Below are 16048 nucleotides of genomic sequence, written 5' to 3' on the forward strand. Positions count from 1 at the left end.
CCTGGAGCGTGCTCATGAAAGTGAAAAACATGCGTCTGGCAGTATCCGGTCTGGCCCTGAGTTGTTTCACCGCGTTCGGCGCCCACGCCGCCGAGCCCAAACAGTTGTTCTTCTACAACTGGACCGATTACTACCCGGTGGACCTGCTGGCCAAGTTCGAAAAGGAGACCGGGATCAAGGTCACCATGGACGGCTACGACAGCAACGAAACCCTGCTCGCCAAGTTGCAGGCCGGCGGCGCCGCGTATGACGTGATCGTGCCGTCGCAGTCGATCATGCAGACGCTGATCAAGCAGAACCTGCTGCTGGAAATCGACGCCCCGACCCTGAGCAACTTCCAGTACGTCAAAGGCCCGTTCCGCGACCCGAGCTTCGACCCGGGTCGCAAGTTTTCGGCGCCTTACCTGTGGGGCACCACCGGGTTTTCCTATGACAGCGCACGGGTGCCGGGCGGCAAGCTCGACGATTCGTGGAAAGAATTCTTCGAGCCCCGCAAGGAACTGCAAGGCCAGCTCGCCGCCCTCGACACCTCCAGCAGCGTGATCAACGCCGCCAGCCACTACCTGAACGTCGACGAGTGCACGGAAAACCCGCAGGACGCCAAGCGCATCCTCGAGCTGCTGCAAAAGCAGAAACCGTTTTTGAAGATGTACAGCTCCGACAACACCGTCGACCGCATGGCCTCGGGCGAAGTGATCATGATGCAGAACTGGAACGGCTCGACGGCCCGCGCCACGTTGCAGAAGAGCACGATTAAATACGTGTACCCGAAAGAAGGCCTGGCGATGTTCCAGGACAACTTCGCCGTACCGAAAAGCGCCCCGCATCCGGGCAACGCGAAGATCTTCATCGACTGGATGATGAAGCCCGAGAACGCGGCGGCCGTGTCCAACGCGATTGCCTATGCCAACGGGATTCAGAGCGATCAGTTGCTGGATGCGAAATGGAAGGTCATGGACGCGATCAACATGCCCGAGGAGTACGCCTCGCGGCTGCGGCCGGAGAAGGAATGCAGCAACAAGGCGCGGGAGCTGCAGGATCGGATTTGGTCGAAGCTCAAAGGCTGATCGCCTGACTTGAGACCGCGTCGCGGCCATCGCTGGCAAGCCAGCGATGAGGCCCGCCCAGACAACATAGAAACAGAGGTATGAAATGTCCCACCCCCGCTGGCTCAGAAACATCCGCCCCTACGGCGCCCCTGCCGAAGACCTGCTGATCGAAAACGGCAAGTTCAGCCAACGCCGCCCGGCCTCCAGCACCCCGCTGGCCGCCACCGACATCGACGGCCAGAACCAGCTCCTGACCGCGCCGCTGGTGGAAAGCCACGTGCACCTCGACAAGACCTTGTACGGCCAGCCCTGGCGCCCGAACAGCGCCGGCCCGACGCTCAAGGACTACATCAGCAACGAGCGCCGCGTGCTGCGCGAAGTCAAAGCGCCAATTGCCGAACGCGCCGGCGCCCTGCTGGAGAACTGCATCGCCCGGGGTTCGCTGACGATGCGTTGCCACGTCGACATCGACCCGGAATTCGGCCTGCGTCACGTTGAGGCCATGCAACAACTGCGCGAAACCTACAACGACCTGATCGACCTGCAACTGGTGGTCTTCCCGCAAACCGGCCTGATCAGCCGTCCCGGCACCGCCGAACTGATGCGCGAAGCCATCGCGCTGGGCGTGGAGAACGTCGGCGGGCTCGACCCGTGCGGCATCGATAACGACCCGATCGCGCAACTGGATTTCGTATTCAAGCTGGCCAGTGAATTCCAGCGCGGCGTCGACATCCATCTGCACGACAAAGGTGAACTGGGCCTGTGGCAGATCGCCCGGATCGCCGATTACACCGAGCGTTTCAACCTACACAACCGGGTGATGATCAGCCACGCCTATTGCCTGGGCATGCTGCCGTGGAGTCAGGTCAAACCGGTCGCCGAACGCCTTGCTGCACTGGGCATTTCGCTGATGAGTTCGGCGCCGGCCGATTGCGCCGTTCCACCCTTCCTGGCGCTGCGCGAGACCGGCGTCAACGTGTGTCTGGGCTCCGACGGCATTCGTGATGCGTGGTCACCGATGGGCAACGGCGACATGCTGGAACGGGCAATGCTGCTGGCGTTTCGTTTTGATCTGGGCAAGGACGATGAACTGGCGGCGGCGTTCGACGCGGCGACGGTCAACGGCGCGCGCGCATTGGGGATCGAGGATTACGGCTTCGCCATCGGCCGGCCGGCAGACTTTCTGCTGATGCCGGTGGAAACCCTTGGTGAAGCGGTAGTCGCGCGGCCAGTGCGTCAGGTCTATCGCGGCGGCGAACTGATCGCCAGCGGCGGTCGTTTGCTGGGCAGCCGTCTGTGAAACGGATCGGCCTGAAGGCCGGTTGCGTGGTCGGTTTCGACGGCACGCAACATGTGCTGTGGCGTGACGGTGAAGTGGTGTTTATCGGCTCGCGCATCGAGTTTGTCGGTCGCGGTTATCAAGGGCCGGTGGATCAGTGGATCGACTACGGCAATGCGCTGATCGGCCCCGGTTTTATCGACCTGGACGCCCTCGGCGATCTCGACTCCACGGTGCTGACCCTGGACAACGGCGACGAGCGCGCCATGGGCCGGATGTGGTCGGCGGAGTATCTGGCGGCCGGCCCGCACGAATCGTTCAGCCCCGAAGAAGAGGTCTTCAAATACCGCTACGCCTTCACCCAGTTGATCCGCAACGGCATCACCACGGCCATGCCGATCACCTCGATGTACTACCGCGAATGGGCGGAGACCTACGACGAGTTTGCCGCTGTCGCTGACGTGGCGGGCGAGTTGGGCCTGCGTACCTATCTCGGCCCCTGCTACATGAGCGGCATGAGTTACTGGCGCGCCGACGGCACCCTCGCCCATCACTGGGATGAGGCTCGGGGCCTGGCGGGACTGGACGCGGCCGAACGGTTTTTCAAGGATTTCGATGGCGCCCGCGCCGGGTTGATTCGCGGCGCGCTGCTGCCGGATCGCATCCAGACCTGCACGCCGAAACTGCTGCAACGCACATCCGCCTTGAGCCGCGAGCTGAACGCACCGATGCGCCTGCATTGCTGTCAGGCGCCGGGGGAAGTGGCGATGGTCGAACAGCTACGCGGCACCACGCCGCTGGGCTGGTTGCAGCAACTCGACCTGCTCACCCCGCGCAGCCTGCTGCCCCACGGCCTCTACACCTCGGGCGATGACGATCTGCAGCGGGTCATTGACGGCGGCGCGAGTCTGGTGCACTGCCCGCTGGTGTTCGCCCGTGACGGCGAGGCGCTGAATTCGTTCGGCCGCTATCGTGCCAAAGGCATCAACTTCGGCCTCGGCACCGACACCTGGCCGGCAGACCTGCTGGAGAACATGCGCCACGGTTTGAACATTGCCCGCTTGATGGAAGGCGGGCCCGCGCTGACCAGCAGCCTGGATCTGTACAACGCCGCCACCCTCGGCGGCGCCAAGGCGCTGGGCCGTGACGACCTCGGTCGCCTGGCCGCCGGCGCCAAAGCGGATATCACCGTGTTCAACCTGCGCGGTCTGCATCTGGGCCCGCTGTTCGATCCACTGAAAAACCTGCTGCTGGCCGGACGCGGCGACGACTGCCTCGCCAGTTACATCGACGGTCGCTGCGTGATGCAGGACGGTCAGGTCATCGGCGTCGACTACCCCTCTCTGCAACGCCAGGCCCAGCGCCAATACGAAAAACTGATGCGCAGCCACAGCGACCGGGCCTTTGGCCGACCGGACTGGAAAACCCTGTTTCAGCCGGCCATTCCGTTCGCCGACGACTACAGCGCCGAAGCGCCCTTGAGCGCCATCGATCCACTTCTTTAGAGAACACTGCCATGCACAGCTTCGATTTCAGCCAACTGAGCCCACGGGAAAAATACAAGATTCTGATCGGCAGCGTAGTGCCGCGCCCGATTGCTCTGGTCACCACCATTGATGCCGAAGGCCGGGTCAATGCCGCGCCGTTCAGCTTTTTCAATGCGCTGTCGGCGGATCCGCCGATTCTGGCGCTCGGCGTGGAGAACTACGGCGATCAAAGCCCGAAGGACACCACGCGCAATATCCAGATGAATCAGGAATTCACGGTCAACATCGTCAGCGATGCACTGGTGGAAGCCATGAACGTCTGCGCCGTGCCGTTCGCGCCGGGTTTCGATGAATTGACCGCTGCGGGCCTGACAGCAATCCCCGGCACCTCGGTCAAATGCCCGCGAATCGGCGAAGCACCGGTGGCGCTGGAATGCCGACGGATGATGGCGCTGAACATCGGTCAGTCCCGGGAGATCATTTTTGGCGAGGTGTTGATGGCGCATGTGCGCGACGAGTTGATCGACCCGAAAACCCTGTACATCGATCAATTGGGGCTGGATGCGATCGGGCGCATGGGTGGGCATGGTTATGCGCGGACCCGGGATTACTTCGATTTACCGACCCGCTCGTTGCAAGCGTGGACGGAAGCGCCGGGGGGTGGCGAACGGTTCTGGCCACAGCGCTGAAAGCTATTGCTCGTTCCCACGCTCCGCGTGCTGCTCGTACTGATCGTTCCCACGCTCCGCGTGGGAATGCATACCGTGACGCTCTGCGTCACAGTGGACGCGGAGCGTCCATGGCGGCATTCCCACGCGGACGGTTCGACGCCTCGACGTGGGAACGATCAACGATGCAGGGCGTGGGAACGAGCAGCAGGTTCAGTGGGTGTCAGTGGAAGTCGCGGCTCTGTACGCGGATGCCGTTGAGCAGCGGAGTCAGATCGCTCAGGCGTCCGGCAATCAGGTGACGCACCTCGCCTTCCCGCTCCCAGCGGCCATCGACCTTGAGCAATTGCGAGCCCACCAGCACCTGACGCTGACGCTCGGCCAGATCGCGCCAGACCACCACGTTGACGTTGCCGAACTCGTCTTCGAGGGTCACGAAGGTCACGCCGCTGGCGGTGCCCGGCCGCTGGCGACCGGTCACCAGCCCCGCCACGCTGACCGGCCGGCCATGCTCGACCTCCAACAACTCCCGGGAACTGCGACAGCGCCGCGCCCGCAACTCGTCGCGCAATAGCGTCAGCGGGTGCGGCCCCAGCGTGGTGCCCAGCGTTGCGTAGTCGGTGAACAGGTCTTCGCTGACACTCGGCGTCGGCAGCAGCACATCCGGCTCTTCCTGACTCGGCAACCCGGCAAACAACCCAAGCTGTTTCTGCACCCCGGCCACTTCCCAGCGTGCCCGATGACGATGACCGGCCAGACCGCGCAATGCCCCGGCATCGGCCAGCAGCGCCTGAGCGCGACTGTCGAGCCCGGCGCGTTCGCCCAGATCGGCGACATCGGCAAACGCCCCCCTCGCCCGCGCGCTTTCAATGCTGCGCGCATCCTCCTCGCGAAAGCCCTTGATCATCCGCAGGCCCATGCGGATGGCCGGTTGCTCGCCGGTGATCGGCTCCAGGCTGCAATCCCAGTCGCTGGCGCGCACGTCCACCGGGCGGATCTGCAAATGATGACGGCGCGCGTCCTGAAGAATCTGATCGGGGCTGTAGAACCCCATCGGCCAACTGTTGATCAGCGCACAGGCGAACGCCGCCGGTTCGTGGCACTTGAGCCAGCAACTGGCATAGGTCAGCAAGGCAAAACTGGCAGCGTGGGATTCAGGGAAACCGTAACTGCCGAAGCCCTTGATCTGCTCGAAGATCTGCGCGGCGAATTCCGGGCTGTAGCCGTTTTTCTTCATGCCGGCGGCCAGCCGCTCCTTGTGCGGTTCCAGTCCGCCGTGGCGTTTCCACGCGGCCATGGAACGGCGTAACTGGTCGGCCTCGCCGGGGCTGTAGTCGGCGGCAACAATGGCGATCTGCATCACCTGTTCCTGAAACAGCGGCACGCCGAGGGTGCGTTTGAGCACCACTTCCAGCTCCGGTGACGGATAGGTTTCCTCTTCCTCCTTGTTCCGGCGGCGCAGGTACGGATGGACCATCCCGCCCTGGATCGGCCCCGGCCGGACGATGGCCACCTCGATCACCAGGTCGTAGAAGGTTTGCGGGCGCAGGCGCGGCAGCATCGACATCTGCGCCCGGGACTCGATCTGGAACACGCCGATGGTGTCGGCGCGGCTGATCATGTCGTACGTGGCGCGATCCTCGGCCGGAATCGTCGCCAGACTCAGCTTCTGGTTACGATGACGGCGCAGCAGGTCGAAACAGCGGCGGATCGCGCTGAGCATGCCAAGGGCGAGGATATCCACCTTGAGCAGCCCGACGGCGTCGAGGTCGTCCTTGTCCCACTGGATGATGGTCCGGTCGGCCATGGCGGCGTTTTCCACCGGCACCAGCGTGTCCAGCGGTTGCTCGGAAATCACGAAACCACCGGGGTGCTGCGACAGGTGCCGGGGGAAGCCGATCAGTTGCCCGGTCAGGCTCAGCACGCGATGCAGCAGCGGACTTTCGGGGTCGAAACCGCCTTCGCGCAGACGCTCCACGGGCGGCGTCTCATCGCTCCAGTGGCCGCAGCAGTCGGCCAGCGCATTGATCTGGTCCGGCGGCAGCCCCAGCGCCTTGGCCACATCGCGGATCGCACCGGAAGCGTGGTAGGTGCTGACCACCGCGGTCAGCGCCGCACGACGGCGACCATAACGACGAAACACGTATTGCAGGACTTCTTCCCGGCGCTCGTGCTCGAAATCCACGTCGATGTCCGGCGGCTCGTTGCGCTCCCTCGACATGAAACGTTCGAACAGCAGCGTGGTGCGATCCGGGTCGATCTCGGTGATGCCCAAGGCAAAACACACCGCCGAGTTGGCCGCCGAACCTCGGCCCTGGCAGAGGATTTTCTGCTCACGGGCGAAGCGCACCACGTCGTGCACGGTGAGGAAGTAGCTTTCGTAGCCGAGTTCGGCGATCAGCTTCAGCTCATCGTCGATCTGCTTGAGCACCTTGGGTTGTGCGCCTTGCGGCCAGCGCCAGGCGATGCCTTGTTCGGTCAGGTGGCGCAGCCAGGAACTGGCGCTGTGTTCCTCGGGCACCAGCTCTTTGGGGTATTGATAACGCAACTCGCCCAGATCGAAGGTGCAGCGGCGGGCCAGTTTCACGGATTCGTCCAGCAAGGCCTGCGGATACAGTTCTTGCAGCACATCGAGGCTGCGTAAATGCCGCTCGCCATTGGGGTGCAGGCGCAACCCGGCTTCGGCCACCGGAACGTGATGGCGGATCGCAGTCATGGTGTCCTGCAAGGCCCGCCGGCCACGGGCGTGCATGTGCACATCACCGCTGGCCACGGCTGGAATCTGCAGTTCATCCGCCAGATTCAGCAGTGCGGCCAGCCGTTGCTGATCGTTCTGCCCGCGATGCAACTGCACCGCCAGCCACAGCCGTTCACCGAAGGTCTGTTTCAGCCAGCGGCCCTCTTCTACCTCTTCGACCGTATCCGGCACCCACAGCACCAGCAATCCCGGCAGCGGCTCGCTGAAATCTTCGCGCAGTATTTGATACTGACCTTTCTGCGTGCGCCGTCGGGCCTGGGTAATCAAGCCGCACAACGCCTGATAACCTTCGATGTTCTCGACCAACAGCACCAGTTTCGGGCCGTTCTCGATGCGCATCTCGCTGCCGATAATCAGCGGCAGCTCCACGGATTTGGCTGCCTGCCAGGCACGAACGATCCCGGCCAGTGTGCATTCATCGGTGATCGCCAGCGCCTGATAGCCGTGTTTCTTCGCGCGCTGGAACAGCTCCAATGCACTGGACGCACCACGCTGGAAGCTGAAGTTGGACAGACAGTGCAGCTCGGCATAACCCTGGCTCATGCGAACCAGCCCTGCAGCCACAACGGGCCACCCTCACCCACCGCCCGGTACGCCCAGCCTTGCTGGCCGGCGCGGTTCTGGATCAAGTAATAGTCGCGGCGCACATCGTCACCGTCCCACCAGCCGGACTCGATGCGTTCCGGGCCCATGAGAATCCGCGCCGAACCTTCGGGCACGGATTGCGGTTCGCCCAACAACCAGCCCGGACGCTGCACGCCCGGCAATGCAGGGCAACGCTGTTTGTCATCGGCGTTCTGCCACGCGCACTCCGGGCGATGATCGGCCTGAAAGCGCAGGCCCTGCACCGCCTCATCCCCCAGTCGCGCGCGCAGGCGTTCGCGCAACTGCTCCCAGGGCAAGGTCTGCTGCGGACGGTCGTCGAACAGCTCCTGAAACTGCGGCACGAAACTCGGCAGATCTTCGGCGCGCAAACGAAAGCCGCGTACCGGGGCTTCGACCTGCACCTGCTCCAGTCGACCACGGGCCAGCTCGAACAGCATCGCCGGATCGCGCTCGGCGCTGAGCAGGCCGACCTTGATCAGCGTGTCCGGCAACCCGGCGTGTTCCAGATGCAGATCGAAGCGCTGCACGCCGCTGTCGCGCCCGCACAAAAACGCCGCCAGATCGGACGTCAGGCGGCGCAATGGAAACAGCAGCGCCTGATGGGACTGCACGTCGAAATTGAGTTCGATGCGCACGTCGAAGCGATCCGGCGGCAGGTAGAACGCCAGCGCCAGCGGTCGTGCGCCGAACAGCGTGTCCAGGTGCTTGAGCATCGGCGCCTCGAAACGCCGGGCCAGGGCCTGACGCGGCAGGTTCTGCACCTGATGGAGGTTGCGCAGGCCCATGCGCGACAGCGCCGTGGCCACACTCGGCTCCAGCCCGATGCGGTCGACCGGCAGTTGCCCGAGGTGATGGCGCAGGGCTTCACCGTCGGGCACCACCAATCCGTCGTAGGCGTTGGCCAGCACCCGCGCCGCCACCGGGTTGGGCGCGGCAACGATGCGGTGCCGAAAGCCCAGCTCGGTCAGCTCCGTGCGCAACCGCGCCTCGAACTGCGCCCAGGAACCGAACAGGCCGAGGCTCGATTCGATCTCGAACACCACGGTGCGCGGGTAATGCACGCTGACCTGGGCGCTGAAACGATAGGCCCAGGCGGCGAGAAACTGCTGCCAGTGCTCGACCTCGGCCGAATCGTAATCGACGGTGGCAAACCCTTTGCTCATGGCCTGCGCAGCAGTCATCGACTGCCCCGGACGCAAGCCCAGGGCCCGCGCCGCCGGGTTGACCGCTTGCAGCACCCGGCGCTGGGCCGGGCCGCTGAGCAGCGCCAAGGGTTGCTCGGGATCGGGGCGCTGGCGCAGCACGGCGTCGAGGGCCAATTGCGGGAACAGAATGCAAACCCAGCGCATGACGACCTCAATGCCCCACGGTGAAGGCAATCGGTGCGCTGCGCGCCAGACCACCCCGGCACTTGAGCACGCGCAACTGCGCCGGCCGCGCATCGATGGCAATGCGCAGCGCGGCCGGCGACGGGTTGACCGCTTCGCTCAAGGGGCGCCACGCGAACGCCAGGGTCTGGCCGGTTTCCGCCGCCACCTGCAAACGGCGCAAGGCACGGTCATCGGCCTTGTGCGGCCAGCACAGCACCGCGCCGCAACTGCCCGAGCGCAGGCATTGTTCTGCCGCCCACAACGCATCGCGCTCGCTGGCCTGGATCACCGACAACTGCCGCAGATCGACCCCGGCATTGGCCCAGGCCTGCGGGTACGGCACAAACGGCGGCGCCACCAGCACGATGCGCTCCCCCGCCGCCGACAGTCGCGCCAACGTCGGCCACACCAGTTGCAGCTCACCGACACCGGGGCCGGCCAGCAGGATTTCGCTCAGCGCCGCTTCCGGCCAGCCACCACTGGGCAAGGCCGCATCCAGCACCGCGTGCCCGGTGGGTTGCGGGCTGGCGGCGGGTGGCGCAGGCCGACCCTTCCAGACCTGGCCGCCATTGAACAGCGTATCCAGCGCAACGACGGCCCCCATCAGCCTTGCCTCACCAGACCGCAGAACACCCCTTCGATGGCCAGATCCTGATCGGCCCGCACCACAATCGGCTGGTACGCCGGGTTGCGCGGCAACAGGCGAACTTCATCACCGATGCGCTCGAAGCGTTTGATGGTGACTTCACCGTCGAGCCGCGCCACCACGATCTGGCCGTTGAGCGCCTCGGGGTTGCGCCGCACGCCGACCAGATCGCCGTCGAGAATGCCGTCCTCGATCATCGAATCGCCCTGCACCCGCAGCATGTAGTCGGGCGTGCGGGAGAACAGCGCCGGGTCGAGCATCAGCCGATTGTGCAGGTCGGCATCGGCACCGATGGGCGCACCGGCGGCCACCCGGCCAAGCACCGGCACTTCGAGCAGTTCCGGTCGCGCCGGTTGCCCGAGCAAACGAATGCCCCGGGCCTGATGCGGATTGACCTCGATGAACCCGGCTTCGGTGAGCGCCAGCACATGCTTGCGCGCCACGCTGCGGGAGGCGAAACCAAAAGCCTCGCTGATTTCAGCGAGGCTTGGGGGCTGACCGTGTTCGGCGATGCGTTCGCGGATAAAGGTCAGGATGGCGGTACGGCGGGGAGTCAGAGTCGTCATGGAGTACATTTGTACTCTTGTGGGAATTTCCTGACAAGCACCGCCAGTCAGCTCAAACCCACTGATGATCGTTCCCACGCTCTGCGTGGGAATGCCTCTAGGGACGCTCCGCGTCCAGTGACGCGGAGCGTCACGGGCTGCATTCCCACGCGGAGCGTGGGAACGATCAGAAGCACGGAGTCAGCTCAAACCGCGTTCGGCGAGAAACCCTGCGATGTAATCAATAAAAGCCACAACCTTGGCCGTCGCCCGCCGATGACTCGGGTACACCGCCAGAATGTGCGGGCCGAAGCTGTCCGGGTCGATCTCGTAATCCGCCATGACCCGCACCAGTCGCCCGTCGGCGATGTACGGCGCGGCGCTCCACAGCGGGGTGTGCAGCAAACCGCGCCCGGCCAGGGCGCTGGCCAGCAGCAAATCGTAATTGTCACTGCGCAACAGCGGCGCCGCCGGTTGCGCCAGGCTCAGGCGCTGGCCGTCGCGTTCGGCCCACCAGAACTCGCGGCTGAGCAACGGATGCCGGTACAGCAGCCATTCATGCTGATCGAGGGTTTGCGGCGTCACCGGCAACCCTTTGCGCGCCAGGTATTCAGGGCTGCCGCACAGCGCCAGGCGATTGCTGCCGACCACTCGCGCGATCAGCCCCGGCAAGTCGTCGTGCCCCTCGCGCAACGCCAGGTCGTAGCCGCTTTCCAGCAGATTGACGAATTCGTCGCACAAATCCACTTGCAGGCTGATTTGCGGGTATTGCTGCAAAAAGCCGTCACACACCTGATCGAGAAACGCCCGCCCGTAAGCCAGCGGCGCGGTGATTTTCAGGCTGCCGCGCAGGCCGTGCTGCAACTGCTCGATTTCCTCGCTGGCCTCGTCCAGCCGTTGCAACACCTGGCGTGCGGTTTCCAGATACAGCCGGCCGATTTCGGTCAGCAGAATCCGCCGCGTGCTGCGCTCGAACAGCCGCGCGCCGAGTTCGGATTCCAGATGATTGACCGCTTTGGTCAGGGCCGACGGGGTCTTGCCCAGTTGCTCGGCAGCGCGGCTGAAACTGCCGAGTTGCGCGGTGACCACGAACATTTTCAGTGCACCCAGCTTGTCCATGCTTTTTCCATTCAGGCAAAAACGTTTTTCGTGAGGGAGGCGTTCTGTCGGGCGTTGGCAGCCACTAATCTGGCCATCAGACGCAATAACAAGGAAATGTTCAATGAAAAGATTCATCCCGCATTTCGCAAAAAATGTGCTGGTCGCCGCTATGAGTTTTGCCTCGATGGAAGCCATGGCCGCCACCGATCTGGTGCTGCTCAATGGCAAGATTTTCACCGCCGACCGCGCCCAGCCGAAGGTTCAGGCGCTGGCCGTGGAGAACGGCAAGGTGCTTAAAGTCGGCAGCGATGCGCAGATCAAGGCCTTGATCGAGCCCGGCACCCAGGTCATCGACCTGAAAGGCCAGGCGCTGATGCCCGGCCTGATCGACAGCCATTCCCACGCGATTTTCGGCGGGCTGGAAATGGTCTCGGCCAACATGGAAGACGACGTGGTCGGTCTGGATGAACTGGAAAAACGCCTGCGCGGCTGGCGTGACGACGGCAAGGCCCGGCATGGCGATGTGCTGAGCGTGGCCGGCATGAGTTCGGCGTATTGGGCCAAGGCTGAAGCGCTGGGCAAAATCTTCAACAACGGCGAATGGGCCGACGTGCCGGTGGTGTTCACCGGCAGCGATCACCACACGGCGTGGGCCAATAACGTGATGCTCAAGCGTGCGGGCATCGACGCCGCGCTGCTGAAAACCCTGCCGGACGCAGAAAAAGACACCATCGGCAAACTGGCCAGCGGTGAACCGAACGGCTTTGTGGTCGACGCCGGCTGGGATCGGGTCGCCTCGAAAATGCCGGTGCCGAGCCCGGCCGACATGCTCAAGGCCGCGCAATCGGCGGTGCGTTTCAACAACAGCCTGGGCATCACCGCGTGGATGGACCCCGCCGCCAACGCCGCGCCGGGCGAGCCGGTGTTCGCCCTCAAGCCCACCGAGAAAACCGTCGGCGTGTTGCCCGCTTATAAAGCCCTGTCGGAAAGCGGCGGCATGACTGCTCACGTCGCCGCGCTGCTGGTGGCCAATCCGAAAAGCGTCCCGGCCGATCTCGACACCCTCGAGAAAGTGCGCCGGCAGTTTCAGGGCATTCCCAACCTGACGCTGCCGGGGATCAAGATCTTTGCCGACGGCGTGATCGAATACCCGGCCCAGAGCGCGGCGATGATCGATCCCTACAGCAACTCGCACAAACAGGGCGAGTTGCTGATCGATCCGCAGCACTTCGGCGAACTGGTCAGTGCCATCGACCAGCGCGGCTGGCTGGTGCACATCCACGCCATCGGCGACCGCGCGGTGCGCGAATCGCTAAACGGTATCGCCCAGGCGCGCAAGGACCGGCAGAGCGGCGTGACGCACTCGATCACCCACCTGCAAATGGTCAACCCGAAGGAGTTCGCCCGCTTCAAGCCGTTGAACGTGATTGCCTCGATGCAGCTGCTGTGGGCCAGCGCCGACGACTACACCACCGACATGATCAAGCCTTACGTCAGCGCCCTCGCCTTTCGCTATCAATACCCGGCGCATTCGCTGCTCAAGCAAGGCGCGACGATTGCCGGCGCCAGTGACTGGCCGGTGTCCTCGCCGAACCCGTGGAACGCCATGGCCCAGGCCATCACCCGCACCGGGCCGCTGGGCGTGCTCAACGCCGACGAACGCCTGGATCGCGAAACCATGTTCTACGCCTACACCGCCAACGCCGCGCGGACCATCGGCCTGGAACAACAGATCGGCTCGCTGAGCCCCGGCAAACAGGCCGATTTCATCGTGCTCGATCGCGACGTGTTCAGCGTCGACGACAAGGCCCTGCATGACACCCAGGTGCTGCAAACCTGGTTCGCCGGCCGTCAGGTCTACGCCCCTACCCTCCAATAACAATCGCCGTACCCGCTGCCCGCCCCCGCGCCCGACGCCGGGTCCGGCGCAGCCTTGCCCGCTTCCTGCCCATAACAACCACAACAACGGGACTTCACATGAAAGCCTTGCCCCTGCTCGCCCTCACTTCCTTGAGCCTGCTGCCTTTGAGCAGCCACGCAATTGCCCTGAACGATGATTTCGCGGTGCTGGTCGATCTGACCCTGGCCAGCGATTACCGCACCCGCGGCATCTCCCAGACCCAGAACGACCCAGCCCTTCAGGCCGGTCTGACCCTGGCCCACAGCAGCGGCCTGTACCTCGGCGCATGGAGTTCGAACGTCGATTTCGGTGGCGGCCTGAAAACCCGTCAGGAAGTCGATTACTACGCCGGCTGGCTGTGGCAGGCCACCGAGGCCGTGAGCCTGGATCTGGGTTACATCAAATACGCGTATCCCAAGGAGAGCCAGTTCAACCAAAGCGAGGTGTACTCGATACTCAGCGCCTACGGCGTGAAACTCGCGGCTTATTACTCCAGTGACGCGCCGGGCATCGGCAGCAAACAGAGCTCGCTCTACAGCTACATCGGCTATGAAACCGAATTGCCGTTCGATTCCGGGCTGAAGCTGCGCTACGGCAACATGGACTTCAAGGACCCGCATATGTATTCGGCGTCCGGCCATAGCGAAGAGTCCTACCGGGAGTGGGAAGTCAAACTGACCCACAACCTGGCCGGCGTGGTGCTCGGCCTGAGCTACATCGACACCGACCTGTCGCAGAGCCAATGCCTGAGCAACTGGGGCTTCAAGGACGTGTGCACGGCGACGGTTGTCGCCAGCGTCAGCAAGTCCTTCTGACCCGCCGCAAATCTCCCGTGGGAGCCGGCCTGCTGGCGCCCACATTTTTTTGCACTTACCGTGATTTTGTTACCGGATGTTTACGGAATTTTTACCAATGCTCTTCTACAGTTACGCGCGTAACCGTATGGGTTTTCGACTGACGTAGAGGAAAGTATCGAAATGGCTTTGGGCAAAGGACTGCGTTTACCGTCCATCACTCCGACCCGCCTGGTGCTGCTGTTTTCGCTGGCACTGGTGGCGCTGTACAACCTGGCGACCTGGAAGGCGCTGGGAACGCTGATCACCCTGCAAGGCGCACAGAAACTGGCGTTTTTCGCGTCCTTCGGGCTGTTTCTCTGGGCGGCGATAACCCTGCTGCTGACCCTGGTGTCGTTTCGCTGGACGCTGAAACCGGCGCTGACCCTGGTGGCCCTGCTCTCGGCCTGCGCGGCGTATTTCATGAACGAATACGGAATCACCATCGACACGGTGATGATCCAGAACGTGTTCGAAACCAATCCCGGGGAGGCCACCGCACTGTTCAGCGGCAAACTGCTGGCTTACGTGCTGTTGCTCGGTGTGTTGCCGGCCATGCTGATCTGGCGCTGGCCGGTGGTGTATCGGCCGTTCTTTCGGGGCTTGCTGAACAAGGTGCTGGTGATCGTCGCCTGTGTGCTGGTGATCGGCGCTTCGGTGGGCGCGTTCTATTCGACCTACGCACCAATCTTTCGCGAGGAAGACAAGCTCACCCACTTCATCAACCCGACCAACTACATCTACGCGATCAGCAAATACACCAAGCAGCGGCTGGGGATCAAAAAGCATTTTGTGGTGCAGGCCATCGGCGAAGACGCAGTCATGAGCGCCAAGGCAGCCGGTCGCGAGAAGAAATCGCTGATGGTGTTCGTGGTCGGTGAAACTGCCCGGGCCGACCATTTCTCGCTCAACGGTTATGAGCGCGAGACCAATCCCGAGCTGAGCAAACTCGACATCATCAACTTCACCAACGTGCATTCCTGCGGCACTTCGACGGCGGTGTCGGTGCCGTGCATGTTCTCGATGTTCCCGCGCGAGGACTACAGCGACAAGAAAGGCAAAACCTACGAAGGCCTGCTCGACATCCTGCAACGGGCCGGCGTGCAGGTGCTGTGGCTGGACAACAACAGCGACTGCAAAGGCACCTGCCTGCGCGTGCCGAACCGCGACATCGCGAAGAATCAGCCGGGGCCGTTCTGCGACGGCAACAACTGCCTCGACGAAGCGCTGCTGGCCGACCTGCAAGGCTACATCGATAGCCTCAAGGGCAACGCGATCATTGTCCTGCACGCCGACGGCAGTCACGGCCCGGAATACTACGAGCGCTATCCCAAGGACATGGAGCGCTTCAAACCGATCTGCCACACCAATCAACTGGGTAGTTGCAGCCGTGACGAGCTGGTTAACGTCTACGACAACACGATCCTCTATACCGACCATTTCCTGGCCAAGGTGATCGAGCTGCTCAAGCGCAATCAGGACCACCTCGATACGTCGATGCTGTACGTCTCCGACCATGGCGAATCCCTGGGCGAAAACGGCCTGTACCTGCACGCTGCGCCTTATGCGCTGGCGCCGGAAGCGCAGACCCATGTGCCGATGGTGATGTGGTTCGGCAACAACACCCTGGCGCAACTGGGCATCGACCGTGGCTGCCTGCAAGGCAAAAGCAGCCAGCCGGATCTGAGCCATGACAACCTGTTCCATTCGGTGCTCGGGTTGTTCGAAGTCAGGACGTCGCTGTATCAGCCGGGGCTGGATATTTTCCATGGCTGTCGGCCGGCGATGACGGCGGGACAGTGATCC

At 63.4% G+C, this 16048-nt stretch carries 12 protein-coding genes; 7 read left to right on the top strand and 5 right to left on the bottom strand.

Annotated features, from left to right (window positions below):
• Positions 1-14 precede the first annotated feature (14 nt).
• The 4 genes from ACM6JM_RS11030 to ACM6JM_RS11045 all read left to right on the top strand — a co-directional run bounded on the left by ACM6JM_RS11030 (position 15) and on the right by ACM6JM_RS11045 (position 4504).
• Positions 15-1067 carry an extracellular solute-binding protein gene (locus ACM6JM_RS11030; protein WP_103386667.1) on the top strand — a complete coding sequence of 351 codons (1053 nt, stop codon included), beginning with the start codon at positions 15-17 and terminating at the stop codon, positions 1065-1067.
• A gap of 85 nt (positions 1068-1152) precedes the next feature.
• A complete protein-coding gene (locus ACM6JM_RS11035; RefSeq protein ID WP_103386668.1) occupies positions 1153-2349 on the top strand; it encodes an amidohydrolase family protein in 1197 nt (398 codons plus the stop codon).
• On the top strand, positions 2346-3833 hold the full coding sequence (locus ACM6JM_RS11040) for an amidohydrolase family protein (protein WP_414881853.1): 1488 nt from the start codon (positions 2346-2348) through the stop codon (positions 3831-3833). The genes ACM6JM_RS11035 and ACM6JM_RS11040 overlap by 4 nt, the downstream gene beginning before the upstream one ends.
• A gap of 11 nt (positions 3834-3844) precedes the next feature.
• Positions 3845-4504: a flavin reductase family protein gene (locus tag ACM6JM_RS11045; protein WP_011334531.1), complete on the top strand. Its 660-nt coding sequence runs from the start codon at positions 3845-3847 to the stop codon at positions 4502-4504.
• A gap of 202 nt (positions 4505-4706) precedes the next feature.
• Here ACM6JM_RS11045 and ACM6JM_RS11050 read toward each other — a convergent pair whose 3' ends face one another.
• The 5 genes from ACM6JM_RS11050 to ACM6JM_RS11070 all read right to left on the bottom strand — a co-directional run bounded on the left by ACM6JM_RS11050 (position 4707) and on the right by ACM6JM_RS11070 (position 11527).
• Positions 4707-7784 (bottom strand): error-prone DNA polymerase, encoded by a 3078-nt coding sequence (locus ACM6JM_RS11050; protein ID WP_414881854.1) that lies wholly within the window; start codon positions 7782-7784, stop codon positions 4707-4709.
• Positions 7781-9196, bottom strand: a complete 1416-nt coding sequence (locus ACM6JM_RS11055) for a Y-family DNA polymerase (protein WP_039768872.1) — start codon at positions 9194-9196, stop codon at positions 7781-7783. The genes ACM6JM_RS11050 and ACM6JM_RS11055 overlap by 4 nt, the downstream gene beginning before the upstream one ends.
• Positions 9197-9203: 7 nt before the next feature.
• A complete protein-coding gene (gene imuA, locus ACM6JM_RS11060) occupies positions 9204-9821 on the bottom strand; it encodes a translesion DNA synthesis-associated protein ImuA (RefSeq protein WP_103386672.1) in 618 nt (205 codons plus the stop codon).
• Positions 9821-10438: a transcriptional repressor LexA gene (gene lexA / locus ACM6JM_RS11065; RefSeq protein WP_039768874.1), complete on the bottom strand. Its 618-nt coding sequence runs from the start codon at positions 10436-10438 to the stop codon at positions 9821-9823. Before lexA ends, imuA begins: the two co-directional genes overlap by 1 nt.
• Before the next feature lie 171 nt (positions 10439-10609).
• Complete coding sequence (locus ACM6JM_RS11070) at positions 10610-11527, bottom strand: LysR family transcriptional regulator (protein ID WP_085745456.1); 918 nt, start codon at positions 11525-11527, stop codon at positions 10610-10612.
• A gap of 103 nt (positions 11528-11630) precedes the next feature.
• Between ACM6JM_RS11070 and ACM6JM_RS11075 the strand changes: the two genes are divergently transcribed.
• The 3 genes from ACM6JM_RS11075 to ACM6JM_RS11085 all read left to right on the top strand — a co-directional run bounded on the left by ACM6JM_RS11075 (position 11631) and on the right by ACM6JM_RS11085 (position 16045).
• Positions 11631-13388: an amidohydrolase gene (locus tag ACM6JM_RS11075; protein ID WP_414881855.1), complete on the top strand. Its 1758-nt coding sequence runs from the start codon at positions 11631-11633 to the stop codon at positions 13386-13388.
• A 98-nt stretch (positions 13389-13486) separates the two neighbouring features.
• Positions 13487-14224 carry a TorF family putative porin gene (locus ACM6JM_RS11080; RefSeq protein ID WP_414881856.1) on the top strand — a complete coding sequence of 246 codons (738 nt, stop codon included), beginning with the start codon at positions 13487-13489 and terminating at the stop codon, positions 14222-14224.
• Between the two features lie 162 nt (positions 14225-14386).
• Positions 14387-16045, top strand: coding sequence for a phosphoethanolamine transferase (locus ACM6JM_RS11085; RefSeq protein WP_414881857.1), 1659 nt, complete (start codon positions 14387-14389; stop codon positions 16043-16045).
• Positions 16046-16048 lie beyond the last annotated feature (3 nt).

Origin of the sequence: Pseudomonas sp. IT-P2, from assembly GCF_949767575.1 — a bacterium.
GTDB classification, from domain to species: Bacteria; Pseudomonadota; Gammaproteobacteria; order Pseudomonadales; family Pseudomonadaceae; genus Aquipseudomonas; species Aquipseudomonas pharyngis.